This window comes from Luteibacter sp. HAY1-4A (assembly GCF_056755355.1).
This window is the reverse complement of record NZ_JBNDHZ010000031.1, coordinates 19,463-38,987: the sequence shown is the minus strand read 5'-3', so window position 1 is coordinate 38,987 and position 19,525 is coordinate 19,463. Positions and strand designations below refer to the sequence as shown.

The window sequence follows — 19,525 nt, the reverse complement described above, 5'->3', positions numbered from 1 at the left end:
GGGATGCCAGTTCGGGTCGGGTTCCAGCGGCCCGGCGACCGGTGCACTTCCCTGCGCACCGGCCGCGCCAAGGCCTTCCATGGCCGGTTCCACGAAGTCGTCGAAAAGATCCATGAAGTGCCTCCGTCAATGCATGCCGAACAGCAGGCCCAGCAGCAGCGCGCCCAGGGCGAGGGCCACGCGCAAGGGTTCGAAGTCGCGTTCGAGTTCGGTGTTGTCGGCGTCGGGTTTGGTCTTCATGGGTTCTCCTCCGGCGCCGGATGGCGCGCCGTCATGCACAGTTGAAAGCCGCACGCGGCGGGCGGAGCGTCCTGTCCAGGGCAATCCGCGGATCGTTTATGGCAAAAGGAGGGCAAAGACTTCGTGCACGGCCGGAGGTGCCGGAATCGTGCTTGCGGTCGGCGTTCAGGGAGGCGAAACGCGGGCAATACGGCTGCGGGTCTTGCAGCGGGGGCGGGCGCATAGCACGCTGCGCACGCCGAACCCATCAACGGAATGCCCCATGGCCCGCAGCATCGCCATCGTCGAAGACGAACCCCTGATCCGCGCCAACTACGTGGAAGCCCTGAATCGCTTCGGCTATGAAACGCGCGGCTACGGCTCGCGGGGCGAGGCGTCCAACGCCTTTGCCATGCGCCTGCCCGAACTGGTGATCATCGACATCGGCCTGGGCGACGAGCCCGAGGGCGGCTTCGACCTCTGCCGCGAGTTGCGCGCGAAGTCGGCCACGCTGCCGATCATCTTCCTCACGGCGCGGGACTCCGACTTCGACGTGATCTCGGGGCTGCGCCTCGGCGCGGACGACTACCTCTCGAAGGACACCAGCCTGCACCAGCTGGCCGCGCGCATCGCGGCGCTGTTCCGCCGCATCGAGTCGCTGAAGACGCCCACCGCCACCGAGACGGTGATCGAGCACGGCCCGCTGAAGCTGGAATCGGAGCGCATGCGGGTGCAGTGGAACGGCATCGAGATTCCGCTGACCGTCACCGAGTTCTGGATGGTGCACACGCTGGTGCGCTTCCCCGGCCACGTGAAGAACCGCGACCAGCTCATGCGCGAGGCGGAACTGGTAGTGGACGACGCGACCATCACCTCGCACATCAAGCGCATCCGCAAGAAATTCGTCGCCCTGGCGCCGGATTTCGATGCGATCGAGACGGTGCATGGTGTCGGCTATCGTTGGACACCTTGAAGAGCATCGCAGCTGAAGCGGCTCCCGCAAGGAGCGCGCTTTATGTGGGAGCCGCTTCAGCGGCGATAACCCGTTTCCCATGACCCTCCGCCAGAAACTCCTCCTCGTCGCGCTCTGCACGCTGGCGCTTCCCGTCGCCGGCTGGCTCTACGTGCGGCAGATGGAAACGCTGCTGCGCGAAGGGCAGGCCCAGGCGCTGCTGGCGTCGGCGCGCGCCATGGCGCGCAGCCTCGTGGTGGTGGACGCACCGCTGCCACCCGCGGGCCCGGCGTGGTACCTGCAGCGCACGCCGGTGCCGATCACCATCGACGGCTATGGCGACGACTGGGCGCCGCTCAGCCCGTGGGCGCAGAACTTCGGCAACAACGCGAAGGTGATGCTCGCCGAAGACGATCACTGGCTGTACTTCAGCGTGGAAGTGCGCGCACCGCAGCGCCGGCGCGCGGATGCCGGCGACCGGCTGGCGCTCAGCGCCGACCACCTCATCGTCTCCATCGCCAGCGGCGAGGATGCGCAGCGCTACCTGTTGGCCAGCGCCGCGCCGGGGCCTACGACGGCCATCGCACTCGATGCCGAAGCGGGTGTGCTTCCCGATCGCATCAACGCGCAATGGCAGGAAGACGGCGGCACCTTCCGTGTGGAATTCCGCCTGCCGCGTGGCCTTCGCCTCGACCGCTTCGGTCTCGGCGTGCATGTGGCCGCCGCGGGCGACAGCGAACCGCTGAGTGCCGAAAGCCGTCCGCTCATCGACTTCTCCCCCGCGCTGTCGCAGGAACTGGCGCGCCTGGCGCCCGACGGCGTGCGCGTGCGGCTGCTGTCGGCCGATGCGTGGCTGGTGGCGCAGAGCGGAAGGCTCGACCTGCCCGACCTTCCCGCCTCGGAGCGCCCAGGCTGGTTCGCGTCGCTGGTATACCGTTCGCTGCTCGCGACGCGCTTCGACGCGGAAAGCGCGTGGGCGGAAGACGCCCCGCGCATCGACCTGCCGGAAGTGCGTGAAGCCATCCAGGGGAAGCCTGCCACCGCATGGCGTGCGGGCGAAGCGCGGAGCAGCGTCGTTCTGGCCGTGGCGTTGCCCGTGCAGATGCGCGGCAAGCTGCATGGCGTGGTGCTGCTGGAGCAACCGAGCCGCGCCGTGCCGCTGCTGGCGAACCGGGCCCTGTTCGGCCTGCTGCTCACCAGCTTTGCGGTGCTGCTCGTGGCCGGTGGTGTGCTGCTGTTGTTCGCCACGCGGCTCACGATCCGCCTGCGTCGCCTGCGCAATGCCGCGGAGCGTGCGCAGGCGAACGACGGCCGGCTCGACGGGCCGTTCCCGCTCACGGATGCCGGTGATGAACTGGGTGACCTCGCGCGAAGCTTCGAGCGGTTGTTCGACGTGGTGGGTGGCTATACCGACTACCTGCGCACGCTGGCCTCGAAGCTCTCGCACGAATTGAACACCCCGCTGGCGATCGTGAAATCGTCGCTGGACAACCTCGACCACGCCGGGTTGCCCGCGGAAGCGGAGCCCTATCTGGCCCGTGCCCGCGACGGCGTGGCGCGCCTGGGCGCACTGGTGCGCGCGATGAGCGAAGCCAGCCGCATGGAGCGGGCCATCGCCGCGGCGGAAGCCGAGGATGTCGACCTGGCCGACATCGTGCGCGGCTGCGCGGAGGGTTATCGCGTGCTGGCGGGCGGGCGGCGCCTCGAAGTGGAACTGCCCGCCACGCCGGTGTTCATGCACGTGTCGCCCGAACTCGTGGCCCAGGCGCTGGACAAGCTGTTCGACAACGCGCTGTCGTTCACCCCGGCGGATGGATGGCTGCGCATCGCGCTGCGGCCGACGTCCGACGGCGCGGACATCGAATTCGCCAACCAGGGCCCACCGCTGCCGGCGGCGATGCAGGGCCGCCTGTTCGACTCGCTGGTGAGCCTGCGCGACAAAGCCACGCCGGGCGACGCGCCGCACCTGGGGCTGGGCCTCTACGTGGTGCGCCTGGTGGCCGAGCGGCACCAGGGCAGCGCCAGCGCCCGCAACCTCGACGATGGCGTGGCCTTCACCCTGCACCTGAAGGGCCTGCCTCGCCAGCGGCTGGCTTGACGGGTGTGGGAGCCGGCTCTGCCGGCGATCCCGCGGCAGCGGGCAACCCCACGGCAACCGCAATCGCCGCTGAAGCGGCTCCCACACTACAATCGGGAATTCGTCCCCGAATCCGCCGCCCCCAGATGATCTCCCGCGAACAATTCGACGCCTACGCCGCGCAGGGTCATACGCGCATTCCGCTGGTGCGCGAGGTCTTTTCCGACCTCGACACGCCGCTGTCGGTGTACCTGAAGCTGGCCGATGGCCCGTACACCTTCCTGTTCGAATCCGTGGAAGGCGGCGCCACCTGGGGGCGGCATTCCATCATCGGCCTGCCGGCGCGGCGCGTGTATCGCCTGCGCGGGCACGAACTGGAAGTGGAGGAAAGCGGCGAGGTCGTCGAACGGCGTCACCTCGACGATCCCCTCGGCGAGATCGAAATCCTCCGCAAGCAGTACGACGTGCCGAAGCTTCCCGGCCTTCCGGACTTCACCGGCGGCCTGGTCGGCTACTTCGGCTTCGAGACCATCGGCTACATCGAGAAGCGCCTGGCGCAGTGGGACAAGAAGGACGAGCTGGGCACGCCCGACGTGCTGTTGATGCTCGCCGACGAAGTGGCGGTGTTCGACAATCTGAAGGGCCGGCTCTACCTCATCGTGCACGCCGATCCGTCGCGGCCGCAGGCGTACGCGGAAGCATCGCGGCGCCTCGACACGCTCGCCTTCCGCCTGCGCCAGGGTGGCGTGTCGTATCCGCAGCTGCTGCAACCGGAGGCGCTCGACGAGTCCGACTTCAAGTCCTCGTTCACCCGCGAGGAATACGAGGCGATGGTACGCACCGCGCAGGAATACATCCGCGCAGGCGACATCTTCCAGGTAGTGCCTTCGCAGCGCCTGAGCATCGGCTTCAACGCGCGTCCCGTCGACGTATACCGTGCGCTGCGCGCGATGAATCCCTCGCCGTACATGTTCTTCATCGACATCGGCCCGACGCAGATCGTCGGCTCGTCGCCGGAGATCCTCGTGCGCCTGAAGAACGGCCGCGTGGTGCTGCGTCCCATCGCCGGCACGCGCAGGCGCGGCAAGGACGAAGCGGAAGACGTCGCGCTCGAGACGGAACTGCTCGCCGATCCGAAGGAACGTGCCGAGCACCTCATGCTCATCGACCTCGGCCGCAACGACGTGGGCCGCGTGAGCAAGACGGGCACGGTGGAGCTTGCCGAATCGTTCGTGGTGGAACGCTATTCGCACGTGATGCACATCGTGTCGCAGGTGGAAGGCGAGATCGGCGACGACCTGTCGTACATGGACGTGATCAAGGCCACGTTCCCCGCAGGCACCGTGAGCGGCGCGCCGAAGATCCGCGCGCTCGAGATCATCCAGGAACTCGAGCCGTTCAAGCGCAACATCTACGCCGGCGCCATCGGCTGGCTCGGCTGGTGGGGCGACGCGGATACGGCCATCGCCATCCGCACCGCCGTCATCCAGGACGGCCGCCTGCACGTGCAGGCCGGCGGCGGCGTGGTCTTCGACTCCGACCCGGCCGCCGAATGGGAAGAAACCATGAACAAGGGCCGCGCGCTGTTCCGCGCGGTGGCGCAGGCGGCGAAGGGACTCTGACCGTCGCGATCTGTACAGGTTCTCATTGGAACAGGGTTCCTTGTGGGAGCCGGCTTTGCCGGCGATCCCGCGGCAGCGGGCGAGGTTACTGCAAGCACCCATCGCCGCTGAAGCGGCTCCCACAAGATGCCTGCTTCCACAGTTCAGTCATACGACCACCGTGAAGGATTACCCATGGACCACCGCACCATCATCGCCGCGACCTCCCTCGCCGTCATGGCGGCCACCGCGCAGGCGCGCGAGCCGTGGAGCGACGACGTGGCGTCGCGCACGCAGGCATTGGCGCTGCTGCAAACCCTCAACGCCGACCTGCTCAGCCACCCCAGCGCCACGCTCACCCTGGAGCGCTGGTGCGGCGGCCACGACCTGGCGCCGGAAGCGAAGATCCTCGCCCGCCGTGTGAAGGGTCAGGACAAGCCGCTGCCGGACGCCGAGCGCGCCACCCTCGGCATCGGACCCGACGAGCCGGTGCGCTATCGTCGCGTGCAGCTGGCGTGCGGCGAGCACGTACTTTCCGAGGCCGACAACTGGTACGTGCCGTCGCGTCTCACCCCGGAGATGAACCAGGTTCTCGACTCGACCGACCAGCCCTTCGGCAAGGTGGTGCAGGCGCTGCACTTCCGTCGCCAGACGCTCAGCGCCGACCTGCTGTGGTCGCCGCTGCCCGCCGGGTGGGAGATGGATGCGCCGCTGCCCGCGCCGCATAAGGGGCCGCTGGCCATTCCGCACGAGGTGCTGCGTCACCGCGCGGTGCTGTTCACGGAAGCCAACCAGCCCTTCAGCCTCGTTGTAGAGACCTACACCGCCGAAGTCCTCGCCTTCGGGCGGCGCTGAAGCTGAAGCCGAGGCCATCGGAGCCTGTAGGAGCCGCTATAGCGGCGAGAACAACCTGGCCACACCGCGGCAAGATTTTCCTCGCCGCTATAGCGGCTCCTACAGGGAGCGGCCGTGGGCGGGGCCTACCGCCCCCTCCCAACCCGCGTATCCCATCCGGCCGACTTGGCACCGGGCCCCGGGCACTGGAAGCTGGGCCTGTCCCCATGACGGAGGAGGGACCATGTCCACTGTGCCCACACCCGCACGAAAGCTTGCCCCGACCGGCGTTCCCGGAACGAACGCGCTCGGTTCCCTGTTGAGCATCAGCAACGCCCCGCGACTCGGTCCGCAACCGAATTCGCTGGACAACGCTGTGAGCTGCGCCACCCACTGGGTGCGCATGTCCGACGGCCGTCGGGCGGACGCCATGTGGCTGGAAGCTGGCGCGATGATGCAGAAGATGGTGCCGCGCGCCGAGTGGGTGCGCTACCTGCGCAAGATCCGCCTCGACCGTGGCCAGCTCGTCGGACGCGAATGGTTCGAAGTGACGCGCGTGCGCGATCCGGTCGGACTTCCCGCCGGCGACTATCTCAACGTGATCTTCGTATCGCACTACACGCGCGCGGTGCTGTTCGAAACCGTGTCGCTGGCGCCTGGCGGTCCAGGTGGCGGCAGCTGGTTGCCGGTGGGTTACGTGATTCGCCCCGTGCAGCGAGAAATCTCCTTCGCTCAATAATCTGCCGTAAAAGCCTCTTGTGGGAGCCGCTTCAGCGGCGATGGGTGCTCGCGGCAAGCCTGCCCGCTGCCGCGGGATCGCCGGCATAGCCGGCTCCTACAAGGGTCGGCAATAGGTGGACTAGAGCGATTCGTCCAACGCCTTATAGAAGCGTTCCGGCGCTTCGATCATCGGCGAATGCGCCAGGCCTTCCAGCGGGATCAGCTTCGCACCGGGAATGCGCGCGGCGGCTTCCTTGCCTAGCTCGGGATAATTGCCGAGCTTCGCCGCCACGTCGGAGGGCGCACCGTCCGCGATGGCGGTCGTATCGCGCTGGCCGATGATCAACACCGTGGGCACCTTGATCTGCGGAAACTCGTAGACCACCGGCTGGGTGAACACCATGTCGTAGGTGAGCGCGCCCGCCCATGCGGAGGTTTCCTTCCCGTCGCCTTCGTACTGCCCGGCCTGCATCAGCGCCCAGCGGTCGTACTCGGGCTTCCATTGGCCGGCGTAGTAGTGCGCGAGCTGGTACCGCTTGATTCCCTCGTACGAGGTTTTGAGGTCGCGCGCATACCACGCATCCACGCTCTGCCACGGCACGCCCTTGGCCTTCCAGTCTTCCAGGCCGATGGGGTTCACGAGCACCAGTTTTTCCACGCCTTGGGGATACATCAGCGCATACCGCGCACCCACCATGCCGCCCATGGAATGCGCCACCATCGTCACCTTGTCCACGCCGAGGCTGGCGAGCAGGTCATGCGTGTTCGCGGCGAGCTGGTGGAAGCTGTACTGGTAGGTGTGTGGCTTGGACGATTTGCAGAAGCCGATCTGATCGGGAATCACCACGCGATAGCCTCCCTTGCGCAGGTGTTCCGCCGTGCCGGCCCAGTAAGGTCCGCAGAAGTTCTTGCCATGCAACAGCACGGCGGTGCGGCCGTTCGCGTGCTCCGGCTTCAGGTCCATGTAGGCCATTTCCAGCGACTGGCCCTGGTTCTTCACCGGAAACATGGTGACGGGGTAGGGGTACTCGAAATGCTCCAGGCGGGCGCCCAGGGCCTGCACTTTCGGGGCGTCGTCGGCGAATGCGGGAAGGGGCAGGGCGAGGAGCAGGGCGGGAATGAGGAAGCGCATCACGAAACTCCATGCGGGGGATGGCCAAGCCTAGCGAAAAGGCCGTTCAGCCGCGGTCGATGCCGCCCGACCCCATTCGACGCTGTAGGAGCCGCTATAGCGGCGAGGGGTTCTTGCGGCGTGGCCGCGAGGTTTTCTCGCCGCTATAGCGGCTCCTACAGTACGGCGAGCCGACAGCGTGTGGGAAAACCCCAAGGTAATTCGGGCAACGCGCCGATACCCATCATGGCTGCCGACGCCATACTCCATGGCACGCGCAAGGAGGGAGTACACCATGAGCACCTTCGACACACCCGCCCCCAGCTATACCCGCCCGCCGCTGACTCGCGGCGTGGATCCGCAACGCATGAACTGGCTGTGGCAGCTGATTCTCCAGGCCACCGATCTGGATCCCGCGGATGTTCGCGATGCGCTGATCGCGCATGGCGTGGCGGTGACGGACAAGCGGATGGCCAGCTGGCAGGTCACCGACAGCGACGAGAATTATTTTCCGCTGACGGTTGCGGAGCTGGAGCGGAATTTGCGGTCTGTGGTGGCGTGGAAAGCGAAGCGGGCGCAAGCCGACGAAGCACCGTAGGAGCGCGCGTCGCGCGCTGAGCTTTTCGCGTCAGTTCACGTGCTCTTGTAGGAGCCGCCATGGCGGCGAGGGCATCTCGCGACAGACCGCACGTGTGCTCTCGCCGCTATAGCGGCTCCTACAGGTCGCGACGGCAGGCGCCCTGTGCAGCTCAGGAATAGCGCTCGGACAGGAACCGGAAGAACGCGCGCAGGCCCTGGGCTTCGCCGCCGCGCGGGTGGGCCGGGCGGTCGCCGTCGTTCCAGGCGTAGGTGTCCAGGTGCATCCAGTTCTGGTTGTCGGGCACGAAGCGTTCGAGGTACAGCGCGGCGGTGATCGCGCCGGCATGGCGCGACGGGCCAGCGTTAGCGAAGTCGGCCACGTACGACTCCAGCATGCGGCGATACGGACGCCACAGCGGCAGACGCCACATCGGGTCGTGCGTCGACTCCGCGGCGCCGATCACGTGGTCGGCCAGCTGGTCGCGGTTCGTGAACAGTGCCGGCACCTCGGGCCCCAGCGCCACGCGCGCCGCACCCGTGAGCGTGGCGAAATCCACGATCAGGTCGGGCGCCTGCTCCACCGCGTAGGCCAGCGCATCGCACAGCACCAGGCGGCCTTCGGCGTCGGTGTTGTCCACTTCCACGGTATGCCCCGCGCGCGTGCGGATCACCTCGCCCGGACGCATGGCGTTTCCGGCGATGGCATTTTCCACGGCGGGCACCAGCAGCGTGAGCCGCACCGGGAGCTTCGCCTTCATCACCAGGCCTGCCAGGGCGATGGCGTGCGCCGCACCGCCCATGTCCTTCTTCATCCAGCGCATGCCGTCGGCCGGCTTGATGTCGAGGCCGCCGGTGTCGAAGCACACACCCTTACCCACGATGGCCAGCTTCGGGTTCGACGCCTTGCCCCAGGTGAGTTCAATGAGGCGCGGCGCGCGATGGCTGGCGCGGCCCACGGCGTGGATGGTGGGAAAGTTGTCCTTCAGCAGTTCGTCGCCCACCCATTCGCGCACGGTGGCCTTGTGCTGTTCGGCGTGCGCATGGATGGCCTGGGCCAGGTGTTCGGGGCCCATGTCTTCGGTGGGCGTGTTCACCAGGTCGCGCACTTCGAAGGTGGCGTCGATCAGCGGCTGCAGCGCGCGGATGGTGGCCGGCGTGACGAGCAGCTGCGCCGGCTTGCGCTCGTACGAGCGATAGCGGTCGAAGCGATACGCGCCCAGCGCCCAGCCCAGCACCGCGAGTTCGCGATCTTCGAAGACGCCATCGGCGGCCAGTTCGTAGATGCCTTCCGGCAAACGAAAGGGAAGGCCACCCAGCGCGCCCAGGGGGTTGTGCCGATCGACGCCTACCAGCACGCGTGCTATCTCGCCCCCCGTGCCTGGCAGTGCCGCCAGCGCGCCCGGTTTCGGCCGGAAGCCGGTGGATACGAGCCACTGGCGCTGCGCGGCGTCCAGGCGTGCCTCGGCGGCAGCCATGCTGCCCGCATCGACGGTTTCGATAGGGACGGCGCGTTTGCCGGACTTGCGATCGATCAGCGGTGACATCAGGCCTCCCGTGCCTCGCGGTCGCGCGCGGCCGCGTTTAAGGGTTCTTGCTATCGGTGAACCGCCATTCTAGCGGTCCGCCGCGACCGACGCGTCAACCCAGTCCGCAAGATGGGTCATGTCCGGAAATTCATAGTCCGGTGCGGGCCCATGCGACCAGCGCTCGCCGGTGCGGTTGAGCCACACCGTGGTCATGCCCGCCTCGCGTGCGCCCGCTACATCGAGCAGCGGATCGTCGCCCACGTGCACGATGTCGGCGGGAGCGATGTCCAGGGCCTCGGCTGCCGCGAGGAAGATCTGCGGATGGGGCTTGGCCACGCCCACGCCGCTGGCGTTCAAGCGCGTATGGAAGAGGTGGTGCAGGCCGATCACTTCCAGGTCGGCGTTGCCGTTGGAAATGCTCACCAGCGGCACGCGGGCGGCAATGCGCTCCAGGGCCGGCAGGGTGTCGGGATAGAGTTCCACCGCGTTGCGCGCGGCGAAATAGATGCGCCACACCTCGTCCACCGGCGCATCGTCGATGCCGCAGGCGGCGAAGGCGTGGCGGATGGTGAGGCGCCGCTGTTCGCTGAAGTCGTGCGAAAGGTGGGTGTTTTCCCGCGCGATCTTCTCGCGCAGCTCGCGCATGGCCTCGAGGGGCCATGCGTCCGCCACTTCCGGATGGTGTTCCCTGAGCCAGCGATTCACGCAGTGCTCGGCCTCGATCAAGGCCGGCAGCACCGGCCAAAGAGTATCGTCGAGGTCGAGCGAGACGGCGCGAACCGGCACGGCTCAGCGTGCGCCGACTTTGAGCACCTGGCCGAGGCGGACGTTGTTGTCCTTCAGGCCATTCATGGCGCGCAGCTTGTTCACGTCGACCGCGTTCTTCTTCGCGATGGAGTACAGCGTGTCGCCCGGCGCCACCTTGTAGGTGCGTGCGGCGGACGCCTTCTCGGCGGCAGCCTTCGTCACGGCCTTCACGGGCTTGGCGGCCGGCTTGGCGTCGGCCACCTTCGGGGTGGCGACAGCCGTGGACTTCTCCGACGCGTCTGCCTTGGCAGCGGCGACGGCCTTGGCCGAGGGCTTGCCGCGGACGGTGACGGCATCGCCATGCACCTTGGCGAAGCGGCCGCCGACCTTGGCGTTGTCGGACAACGTGAAGGCTTCCGCGTGCACGCCCGAGAAGCCCATGTGCGCGGATGTGCTGACGCTGGCGATCACGCGAGCGAACTGCGACGGCTCGGCGGTGGTGGCGGCGACGGAGCCCTTGGTTTCCTTCGCGGCCTTGGCACCCTTGCCCGCGACCTGGGCCTTGGCGAGCGCGGCTTCCTTCGCGGTATCGGCAGCGCTCGGCGCGGCGGCGACGGCGGTCGGCGTGGTCATCGCCTGGCCGGCGTTCGCACGCGTGCCCACGGCGGAAGCGATGGCCGCGCGGCGCGCGGCGTCCTTCGAGGCGAGCGCGGCGCCGTCGGCATACGGCACGAGGCTATGCGAGCGGATCAGCGAGCTGCCCTGGCTGGAGGTGACGAAGGAAACGAAGTCCTTCGCCGCGGCCGCCTTCGGGCCGGTCTCGTTGGTGACCAGGTAGATCTCGGTGTACAGCGGATAGGCGCCGCTGCCCACCGTGGACATCGACGGCGCGACGCCATCGATGGAGAGGATCTTCACCTTCTTGTTCGTTGCGACGCCGCCGAGCGTGGTGGCGCCGAGGCCCTGCTTGTCGAGGGTGACGCCCTCTTCGAGCTTCGCCACGTTCACGTACAGGCGCGGCGCGGCCACCGGCTGGTTGCCGCGGCCGAACAGCAGGCGGCGCAGGCTGTATTCCACGCCGTCGGCGGGGCTGGCCACCGCATAGAGGTTGATCGGGGCATCGTTGCCGCCGAGTTCCTTCCAGTTGGTGATGTGCCCCATGTAGATCTCATGGAGCTGCTTCAGCGTGATGTTGCTGACCGGGTTGGACGGGTAGGTGACCATGACCAGCGCGTCCCACGCCACCGGCGTGAAGGTGAGCGACTGCTCGGCGGCGCCGATGGCGGGGCGGGCCGAACCGGCGAGGTCGGCGGTGCCCTTCACCACGGCATCGATGCCGGAGGCCGTGTTGAACGGCTGCAGTTCGAGCTTGCCCTTGCCGGATTTCTCGTAGGCCTTGGCGACGTCGGTGACCACGCCGCGCGCGGTGGTGATGTCGCCGCGCCAGACCAGCGAGGTCTCGGCGGCAAGGACGGTAGCGGAGGCGCTAAGGCCGATCAGCGTGGCAGTGAACAGTCGCGCGAAACGAAGAGACATGGACGGCTTGGACCTCGGGACGGGGCGAATAAGGCTGGTACGTCGCAATTGTGGGGCATCCCGCCGCCGCGCGCAGCATTGACATCATTCAGCATCCTGCAATCGGGAAACGTAACGTAGGCTGTAGGGGATTTCAGACTCTGTGGGAGCCGCTTCAGCGGCGATACGGCGTGCGGCAGACTTGCCCGCTGCCGCGGGATCGCCGGCAGAGCCGGCTCCCACAGGGGGATGTCACAACACCGCGTAGTACACCGCATCGTCTCGCACCACCGTGAGCAGCAACTGCCGCCCGCCCAGCGAGCCGGTGGTGGGCAACCCCTTCACGCCCGTGATGCGGCGCTGTGCAATGGCCACCACGATGTCGCCGTCCTGCAGGCCCGCGGCCGCGGCGGCCGAGCCGCGCTTCACGCCGCTCAAGGCCACGCCATACAGCCCGTCCGCCCTCTGCTCCGGCGACAGATCGCTCAACGTGACGCCGGCCAGCCGCTTGTCCACCTTCGCGCCATCCAGCGTGGCGATCTTCTCCGCCGCCACCGTGGCTTCCACATCGCGCGTGGCACCGTCGCGCTGCACGGTGAGCTTCACCTTCGCGCCCAGCGGCAGCAGGCCTTCCGCATTGCGCAGGTCCTGGGCCGCGCGCACCGGCTTGCCGTTCACCGCGGTAAGCACGTCGCCCGGCTGCAACCCGGCGCCTTCGGCAGGGGAGTCTTCGTTGATGCGCGTGACCACGGCGCCGTTGGTGTCCTTCAACCCGAGCGCCTTCGCGATGCGCGGCGTGATGTCCTGCACCTCCACGCCCAGGTTGCCGCGGCGCACCTTGCCGTAGACCAGCAGCTGTTTCATCACGCCCATGGCCAACTCGGTGGGGATGGCGAAGCCGATGCCCACGTTGCCGCCCGACGGCGTGAAGATCATCGAGTTGATGCCCACCAGTTCGCCGCGCAGGTTCACCAGCGCGCCGCCGGAATTGCCCGGATTGATGGAAGCGTCGGTCTGGATGAAGTTCTGGATGCCCTTGCCCAGCCCCGAACGGCCCAGCGCGGACACCATGCCTGAGGTGGCCGTCTGCCCCAGCCCGAACGGGTCGCCCACGGCCACGACGAAGTCGCCCACGCGCAGCTGCGAGGAATCGGCAATGGGCAGCGCCTGCAGGCGATCGGCCGGAATCTGCAACACCGCCACGTCGGTGTCCGGGTCGCTGCCCAGCAGTTTCGCTTTCAGGTCGCGGCCGTCCTGCAAGGTAACGGTGATGTCGTCGGCGCCGCCCACCACGTGGTTGTTCGTCAGCACATAGCCCTTGGCCGCGTCGACCACCACGCCCGAGCCCAGGCTCTGCTCCACGCGCTCGCGCGGCGCCCCGCTGCCGCCGAAAAGCTGGCGGAACAGTGGATCGTCGAAATACGGATCGCGCACGCGCACACGGGTTTTCGTGGAGATGTTCACCACCGCCGGGGTGACCTTCGCGAGCATCGGCGCCAGGGAAGGTATCGGCTGACCGTCGACGGCCGGGGGCAGGGAGGCGAAGGCGGGCGATGCCAGGCCCATGGCGAGGGCAAGGCTGATGGCGAGGCGCGTGGTTCGCCGGTAACGGTGGGCGGGCATGGGGAACTCCTTGGCTGTGTGCTCCGGGCACGTGGATCGGCGCCTTCGACAACAATCCGCGCCGCGGGTTTCAGTCCTTGAGACGCACGTCGCAGATACTTTACATCGCCCCCTTGCCGGTTTAAGGTTCACTCCGGCCGCAACCACAACATCTTGTGTTCCTTCGTTCGCCACTTACCAAGTGCTGGTGCTGCGGATAGTCAGGTACAAGCTTCAAACCATCGTCGGTAAAGGCTTTTTTGAAAGGCTGGCGAAGGGAAGACAAGGATGGTCGACAGGTATCTCCGGGGGGAGGGACCGTCGACGGTGTTGCGCCGACGCATGCCAATAAGAAGGCCTTCCAAAGGCCAAGACTCGAGGACGACACATTCATGAGCACTGCACGTGCGCAAGCCATGGGGCTTGAGACCGCGGCGATCCCGCTTCAGCCCGCCTCGTATGACATCTGGGACAAGAAGTACCGCCTGAAGTCGAAGACCGGCGAACCCGTCGACGGCTCGGTGGACGAGACCTACAAGCGCGTGGCGCGTGCGCTTTCCGACGTGGAAGCCACCGACGACCTGCGCAGCCACTGGTTCGAGCGTTTCCTCTGGGCCCTGCGCCGCGGTGCCATCCCCGCCGGCCGCATCACGTCCAACGCCGGCGCGCTGGAGCACAAGCCCGCCACCTCCACGATCAACTGCACCGTGTCGGGCACCATCCACGACTCGATGGACGACATCCTCGAGAAAGTGCACGAGGCGGGCCTCACGCTGAAGGCCGGCTGCGGCATCGGCTACGAGTTCTCCACGCTGCGCCCGCGCGGCGCCTACGTGTCCGGCGCCGGCGCCCACACGTCGGGCCCGCTGTCGTTCATGGATATCTACGACAAGATGTGCTTCACCGTCTCGTCTGCCGGCGGCCGCCGCGGCGCGCAGATGGGCACGTTCGACATCGCCCATCCGGATGCCAAGGAATTCATCCGCGCCAAGCGCGAAGACGGGCGCCTGCGCCAGTTCAACCTGTCGCTGCTGATCACCGACGGCTTCATGGACGCCGTGGAAAACGACCAGGACTGGCCCACCGTGTTCCCGGTGCACGTGAAGGAACAGGGCGAGATCGACCTCACCGACCCCGCCAAGGTCGTGTGGCGCGAGTGGCCCACCAAGGAAAACTACGTTACCCGCGAAGACGGCCTGGTGGCCTGCAAGATTTACGGCCACATCCGTGCCCGCCATCTGTGGGACATGATCATGGTCTCGACGTACGACTACGCCGAGCCGGGCTTCATCCTCATCGACCGCGTCAACGAGATGAACAACAACTGGTGGTGCGAGCACATCCGCGCCACCAACCCCTGCGGCGAGCAGCCCCTGCCGCCGTACGGCTCGTGCCTGCTGGGCTCGGTGAACCTCACCACCTTCGTGCGCGACCCGTTCGGCCCGAAGGCCCGCTTCGACTGGGACGAATACCGCGAAGTGGTGCGCGTGTTCACCCGCATGCTCGACAACGTGGTGGAGATCAACGGCCTGCCGCTGCCGCAGCAGCGTGAGGAGATCCTCTCCAAGCGCCGTCACGGCATGGGCTTCCTGGGCCTGGGTTCCACGCTCACCATGCTGAAGATGCGCTACGGCGCCGCCGACGCCGTGGCCTTCACTGAGGAAGTGTCGCGCGAGATGGCCGTGGCCGGTTGGGAAGTGGCCCTGGAACTCGCCAAGGAAAAGGGCCCGGCCCCCGTGCTGGCGCGCGAATACGAAGTCACCGGCGACATGCTGCGCAAGCGCCCGGAGATGGTGAAGGACGGCTGGCAGGTCGGCCAGGCCATCAAGGGCAGCGTGCTGCACGCCAAGTACTCGCGCTACATGCAGCGCGTGGCCGAGGTGGCGCCGAACCTGGTCGAGGCCCTGGCCGAAACCGGCGCGCGCTTCACCCACCACTCATCCATCGCGCCCACCGGTACGATTTCGCTCAGCCTGGCCAACAATGCCTCCAACGGCATCGAGCCCAGCTTCGCGCACCACTATTCCCGCAACGTCATCCGCGAAGGCAAGAAGTCGAAGGAGAAGGTGGAGGTCTACAGCTACGAGCTGCTGGCCTATCGCGCCCTCATCAACGGCGACGCCCTGCCGTTCTCCGACGACCCGAAGACCCGCCTGCCGGAATACTTCGTGTCGGCCGACGACATCAGCCCGAAAGAGCACGTGGACATCCAGGCCGCCTCGCAGAAGTGGATCGACTCCTCCATTTCCAAGACGGCCAACGTGCCTACGGACTACCCGTACGAAGACTTCAAGGACATCTATTTCTACGCGTACAAGCAGGGTCTGAAGGGATGCACCACCTTCCGTTTCAACCCGGCCGCGTTCCAGGGTGTGCTGGTGAAGGAAACCGATCTCGAGAACACCCTCTATCGCTTCGAATTGGAAGACGGTAGCGTTGTCGAACTGAAGGGTAACGACGAGGTGGAGTACGACGGTGAAATGCACACCGCCGCCAACCTTTTCGATGCCCTGAAAGAAGGTTACTACGGCAAGTTCTGACCCCGCGGAGAGGGAAAAAGTATGTCGATCGAAAACCAGACCGTCGAGGACGAAATGTCCTCGATCGATACCACGGATGCCGACACCACCCCGGACACCGAAGCCGACACGGCCGACGTGACCCCGGCACCGGCCGTCGCGAAGAAGGTCGTCAAGCGCAAGCCCGTTGCCCGCAAGGTGATCGAGCCCACGCCGGCACCGGGTGCCAACGCACCGGTGGAAGACGAAACCAGCAAGCCCGCCATGCGCACCACGCGTGCGGTGAAGGCCCCGAAGAAGGCTGCGGCGCAGAGCAGCGGTTCCTCCGAATCCACCGAGACCACGGCCATGCCGGCGGCCCCGGCGGCGAAGAAGGCCGCCAAGCGCGCGCCGGCCAAGAAGGCCGCTGCCGCGAAGAAGGGCACGGCGAAGAAGGCTGCCGCCAAGAAGGGCACCGCCAAGAAGGCTGCGGCGAAGAAGGTTGCTGCCAAGAAGGCCGCTCCGAAGAAGGCTGCCGTGAAGAAGTCGGCTGCCAAGAAGGCCGCGGCGAAGAAGGGCACTGCCAAGAAGGCAGCCGCCAAGAAGTCCGCCGTGAAGAAGGCTTCGGTGAAGAAGGCTTCTGCAAAGAAGGCACCGGCGAAGAAGTCGGCGGCCAAGAAGGCCACCCGCAAGGCGGCCGTGAAGAAGTCGGCCGGCCGCAAGGTTGCCGCCAAGAAGGTCGCCCGCAAGGGTGCGGTGAAGAAGGCTGGCGCTCGCAAGGTCGCCACCAGGAAGGTCGCCGCGAAGAAGGTTGCCCGCAAGGGCGCGACGAAGAAGGCTGGCGCCCGCAAGGCCGCCGGTCGCGTCGCGAAGAAGTCCGCTGGTCGTACCGCCCGCAAGGGTGCCGGCCGCAGCGCTACGAAGAAGACGGTCCGCAAGGCCGCCGGCAAGACGACTGCCCGCAAGGCTGTCGGTAAGAAAACCGCCTCCAAGGCGGCAAAGAGGTCCACTGCCAGCAAGACCGGCCGCACGTCGGCGCGCAAGTCCGCCGCCCGTGGCCGTCGCAAGTAAGTAGTACCCATCCGGCCCGGCGCACGCGCCGGGCCGGATACCTATAAGAGAAGAGTCATGGCGATCAAGATCGAAAAGAAGATCAAGGGCTACAACGTCGTTAAGCCCGAGGACAAGGCCGCACCGGCCCCCGCCGCCGCGCCGGTGAAGGACACCGCGCCCGTGGCCGAGGTCATCCAGATGCACGAAAGCCTGGAGCGACCGGAAACCCTTGTCGGCAACACGTACAAGATCAAGTCGCCGCTCTTCGAGCACGCGCTGTACGTGACCATCAACGACATCGTCCTGAACGCCGGCACCCCGCACGAACAGCGCCGCCCCTTCGAGCTCTTCATCAACTCGAAGAACATGGACCACTTCCAGTGGATCGTGGCGCTCACCCGAATCCTGTCCGCCGTCTTCCGCAAGGGTGGCGACGTGACCTTCATCGTCGAAGAGCTCAAGGCCGTCTTCGACCCCCGCGGCGGCTACTTCAAGGCCGGCGGCATCTACATGCCCAGCATCGTCGCCGAGATAGGCGGCGTGATCGAACAGCACATGAAGTCGATCGGGTTGATCCACGACCCCGAGATGAGCGATGCGACCCGGCAGCTCATCGCGGAGAAGCGCGCGGCTTATGAGAAGGCTGCCAAGCCGGCCACAGCCGCCGCGACGACCGCCCCTGTGGGAGCCGGCTCCGCCGGCGATAACCAGGAGGCCGCCTCGGACACCACGAATGCCTCAGGCTTCCCGCCCGGCGCCACCCTTTGCGCGAAGTGCAATACCCAGGCGCTGGTGCTGATGGATGGGTGCCAGACTTGTTTGAATTGTGGGTATTCGAAGTGCGGGTGAGTGAATCTCCCTGGACAAGGCCGCTTGGATAACTTTCTGGTTCGAGTCAATCGAGCCATGCTTGTCCAATATGGTCTCAAAGATCCTCGTTCCGATGGCGGTTAACGACACGCGTTGGCGGAGCTGTGCTTCTTTTCTAATACAGAGTTCTCGTTGCTCGCTCATACATGAAGGTTGGCTGGACGACCTCTGCTAATGAAATAGAGTCAGGGAACGAACACGATGTTTGCGCCTAAAAAATGCGCGTGAGCAACGACTTCTAACGGAAGGCAGATATGGTCGTACGAAATGCTGTGCAGCCGGAGACGGTGTTCACCCCGCGTGCCAACAGAGTGCGGGGTGATATGTACATAGAGCGCCCTGATCTCGAGCAAGCACTCCTCCGCGCATTGCGAATGTCAAAACACGTAGTGATACACGGCGAAAGCGGTGCGGGTAAGTCATGGCTTTATAAGAGGTTGTTCGAGGCAGAAGATATCCCTTATGAAGTGATTAATCTCGGTCGGGCAAGTGCGGCAGGCACCATCTTAGCCGTGGTGGAAAATACTCTCGCAAGAAACGAATTGGCGACGCGAACCGGATACTCTGAAGAGAAGAAGGCCTCGGTTAAGGCAATCGTTGCGGAAGGCGAATTGACGCATGCCGACACGTATAACTTGCCGAAGCAGGATGCCTTTGAAATCTGTCTCAAGGCGGTGAGGGCGAAAGCCGGGACCAAGCGTCGTTGCTGCCTAGTGTTCGATAACTTGGAGCACATTCTTGACGATCCCAAACTGATCAAGGAATTAGTGGGGTTGCTACTGCTGGTTGATGACAGCAATTACGCTCAATACGACGTAAAAATTTTGCTTGTTGGCACGTCAAATGACATTCGCTCATATATAACTCGCGCGTTCAACTCGAACACCGTGACCAATAGGTTGATGGAAATACCGGAGGTTGCACGTCTATCGGATGCGCAGGCGCGAATATTAGCCGTTCGGGGCTTCATCGAAATTTTAGGGTATAAGATTGAGCCTAGTGCTAAATTCAATTTGAACTACTTTATCGATGAAATAATTCACTATGCAGATCTCATTCCGCAGTATCTGCAAGATATTTGCCTTCAGATCGCTTTTCGCGCGCAGGAAAATGGAAACGTGATCGATTTTTCTGCATTCGATAAGGGGCGGCATGATTGGGTGCGGGCATCGCTCATAAGTGAGTTATCAGTCGTTGAGTTCAATATGAACTCTCGCACAACAAAGATCGGTAGAAAAAATCAAGTTATCTACGCGCTTGGCGTTTGCGCCAATTACGATTTAACTAGTGTCGAGATCGAAAAGATAATTCGAAAGGAATTCCCCGGCAGCTGCAATGGCGTCGTTCTTAATGTTCCTCAGCTTCTGTCAGAGCTTGCGTCGTCCAGCAAGCCGCTTATACGACGCACGCCTAGAGGGGACGCCTATCGTTTCGTTGATCCAAAATTGCGTATGATTATTCGCCTAAAAATGACAAAGACTTCTGACGAGCAGCTCTACTTGCGTTCATTCGACGATTCAGTATCCGACATGAACTTGCGACCGTCCTAAGTCAGTTCTGGCCTAGCTGCAGACAATAACCTGAGCAATGGATCTGAATTGAATCAGACGGTCAGGCTTCT

15 protein-coding genes are annotated in these 19,525 nt (G+C 65.4%); 10 read left to right on the top strand and 5 right to left on the bottom strand.

Going from position 1 to position 19,525, the window contains the following annotated elements; all coding sequences use genetic code 11:
- The first annotated feature begins 502 nt into the window (after nucleotides 1–502).
- The 5 genes from pdsR (at nucleotide 503) to ACPYOD_RS12005 (ending at nucleotide 6,422) form a co-directional block, all read left to right on the top strand.
- Nucleotides 503–1,192 (top strand): proteobacterial dedicated sortase system response regulator, encoded by a 690-nt coding sequence (gene pdsR / locus ACPYOD_RS12025; protein ID WP_481301967.1) that lies wholly within the window; start codon nucleotides 503–505, stop codon nucleotides 1,190–1,192.
- 79 nt (nucleotides 1,193–1,271) lie between these two features.
- Nucleotides 1,272–3,269, top strand: a complete 1,998-nt coding sequence (locus ACPYOD_RS12020) for an ATP-binding protein (RefSeq protein ID WP_481301966.1) — start codon at nucleotides 1,272–1,274, stop codon at nucleotides 3,267–3,269.
- A gap of 125 nt (nucleotides 3,270–3,394) precedes the next feature.
- The gene (trpE, locus tag ACPYOD_RS12015) at nucleotides 3,395–4,870 is read left to right on the top strand and encodes an anthranilate synthase component I (RefSeq protein ID WP_481301965.1); all 1,476 of its coding nucleotides are present in this window, start codon (nucleotides 3,395–3,397) and stop codon (nucleotides 4,868–4,870) included.
- A 174-nt stretch (nucleotides 4,871–5,044) separates the two neighbouring features.
- Entirely contained in the window at nucleotides 5,045–5,704 is a 660-nt protein-coding gene (locus ACPYOD_RS12010; RefSeq protein ID WP_481301964.1) for a hypothetical protein, read from the top strand.
- Nucleotides 5,705–5,927: 223 nt separating this feature from the next.
- Entirely contained in the window at nucleotides 5,928–6,422 is a 495-nt protein-coding gene (locus ACPYOD_RS12005; protein ID WP_481301963.1) for a DUF4019 domain-containing protein, read from the top strand.
- A gap of 120 nt (nucleotides 6,423–6,542) precedes the next feature.
- Here the strand turns inward: ACPYOD_RS12005 and ACPYOD_RS12000 are convergent, their stop codons facing one another.
- A complete protein-coding gene (locus tag ACPYOD_RS12000; RefSeq protein ID WP_481301962.1) occupies nucleotides 6,543–7,535 on the bottom strand; it encodes an alpha/beta fold hydrolase in 993 nt (330 codons plus the stop codon).
- 274 nt (nucleotides 7,536–7,809) lie between these two features.
- Between ACPYOD_RS12000 and ACPYOD_RS11995 the strand changes: the two genes are divergently transcribed.
- Nucleotides 7,810–8,112: a hypothetical protein gene (locus ACPYOD_RS11995; RefSeq protein WP_481301961.1), complete on the top strand. Its 303-nt coding sequence runs from the start codon at nucleotides 7,810–7,812 to the stop codon at nucleotides 8,110–8,112.
- A gap of 151 nt (nucleotides 8,113–8,263) precedes the next feature.
- On the opposite strand, the gene ACPYOD_RS11990 is transcribed toward ACPYOD_RS11995, so the two are convergent.
- From ACPYOD_RS11990 to ACPYOD_RS11975, 4 genes are all read right to left on the bottom strand, one after another.
- Nucleotides 8,264–9,637, bottom strand: a complete 1,374-nt coding sequence (locus ACPYOD_RS11990; RefSeq protein WP_481301960.1) for a leucyl aminopeptidase family protein — start codon at nucleotides 9,635–9,637, stop codon at nucleotides 8,264–8,266.
- Nucleotides 9,638–9,706: 69 nt separating this feature from the next.
- Complete coding sequence (locus ACPYOD_RS11985; RefSeq protein ID WP_481301959.1) at nucleotides 9,707–10,405, bottom strand: HAD family hydrolase; 699 nt, start codon at nucleotides 10,403–10,405, stop codon at nucleotides 9,707–9,709.
- A gap of 3 nt (nucleotides 10,406–10,408) precedes the next feature.
- Complete coding sequence (locus tag ACPYOD_RS11980; protein WP_481301958.1) at nucleotides 10,409–11,902, bottom strand: LysM peptidoglycan-binding domain-containing protein; 1,494 nt, start codon at nucleotides 11,900–11,902, stop codon at nucleotides 10,409–10,411.
- 231 nt (nucleotides 11,903–12,133) lie between these two features.
- Nucleotides 12,134–13,504, bottom strand: coding sequence for a DegQ family serine endoprotease (locus ACPYOD_RS11975; RefSeq protein ID WP_481301957.1), 1,371 nt, complete (start codon nucleotides 13,502–13,504; stop codon nucleotides 12,134–12,136).
- Between the two features lie 371 nt (nucleotides 13,505–13,875).
- On the opposite strand from ACPYOD_RS11975, the gene ACPYOD_RS11970 reads away from it, so the two are divergent.
- From ACPYOD_RS11970 to ACPYOD_RS11955, 4 genes are all read left to right on the top strand, one after another.
- On the top strand, nucleotides 13,876–16,023 hold the full coding sequence (locus ACPYOD_RS11970; RefSeq protein WP_481301956.1) for an adenosylcobalamin-dependent ribonucleoside-diphosphate reductase: 2,148 nt from the start codon (nucleotides 13,876–13,878) through the stop codon (nucleotides 16,021–16,023).
- Between the two features lie 21 nt (nucleotides 16,024–16,044).
- Complete coding sequence (locus tag ACPYOD_RS11965) at nucleotides 16,045–17,052, top strand: hypothetical protein (RefSeq protein WP_481301955.1); 1,008 nt, start codon at nucleotides 16,045–16,047, stop codon at nucleotides 17,050–17,052.
- A gap of 57 nt (nucleotides 17,053–17,109) precedes the next feature.
- Complete coding sequence (locus ACPYOD_RS11960; protein ID WP_481301954.1) at nucleotides 17,110–17,883, top strand: TSCPD domain-containing protein; 774 nt, start codon at nucleotides 17,110–17,112, stop codon at nucleotides 17,881–17,883.
- 275 nt (nucleotides 17,884–18,158) lie between these two features.
- A complete protein-coding gene (locus ACPYOD_RS11955) occupies nucleotides 18,159–19,454 on the top strand; it encodes an AAA family ATPase (RefSeq protein ID WP_481301953.1) in 1,296 nt (431 codons plus the stop codon).
- Nucleotides 19,455–19,525 lie beyond the last annotated feature (71 nt).

Bases quoted from the DNA above. Each gene is read 5' to 3' on its own strand.
- pdsR (WP_481301967.1), top strand. From the start codon at position 503: ATGGCCCGCAGCATCGCCATCGTCGAAGACGAACCCCTGATCCGCGCC.
- ACPYOD_RS12020 (WP_481301966.1), top strand. From the start codon at position 1,272: ATGACCCTCCGCCAGAAACTCCTCCTCGTCGCGCTCTGCACGCTGGCG.
- trpE (WP_481301965.1), top strand. From the start codon at position 3,395: ATGATCTCCCGCGAACAATTCGACGCCTACGCCGCGCAGGGTCATACG.
- ACPYOD_RS12010 (WP_481301964.1), top strand. From the start codon at position 5,045: ATGGACCACCGCACCATCATCGCCGCGACCTCCCTCGCCGTCATGGCG.
- ACPYOD_RS12005 (WP_481301963.1), top strand. From the start codon at position 5,928: ATGTCCACTGTGCCCACACCCGCACGAAAGCTTGCCCCGACCGGCGTT.
- ACPYOD_RS12000 (WP_481301962.1), bottom strand. From the start codon at position 7,535: ATGCGCTTCCTCATTCCCGCCCTGCTCCTCGCCCTGCCCCTTCCCGCA.
- ACPYOD_RS11995 (WP_481301961.1), top strand. From the start codon at position 7,810: ATGAGCACCTTCGACACACCCGCCCCCAGCTATACCCGCCCGCCGCTG.
- ACPYOD_RS11990 (WP_481301960.1), bottom strand. From the start codon at position 9,637: ATGTCACCGCTGATCGATCGCAAGTCCGGCAAACGCGCCGTCCCTATC.
- ACPYOD_RS11980 (WP_481301958.1), bottom strand. From the start codon at position 11,902: ATGTCTCTTCGTTTCGCGCGACTGTTCACTGCCACGCTGATCGGCCTT.
- ACPYOD_RS11975 (WP_481301957.1), bottom strand. From the start codon at position 13,504: ATGCCCGCCCACCGTTACCGGCGAACCACGCGCCTCGCCATCAGCCTT.
- ACPYOD_RS11970 (WP_481301956.1), top strand. From the start codon at position 13,876: ATGAGCACTGCACGTGCGCAAGCCATGGGGCTTGAGACCGCGGCGATC.
- ACPYOD_RS11965 (WP_481301955.1), top strand. From the start codon at position 16,045: ATGTCGATCGAAAACCAGACCGTCGAGGACGAAATGTCCTCGATCGAT.
- ACPYOD_RS11960 (WP_481301954.1), top strand. From the start codon at position 17,110: ATGGCGATCAAGATCGAAAAGAAGATCAAGGGCTACAACGTCGTTAAG.
- ACPYOD_RS11955 (WP_481301953.1), top strand. From the start codon at position 18,159: ATGGTCGTACGAAATGCTGTGCAGCCGGAGACGGTGTTCACCCCGCGT.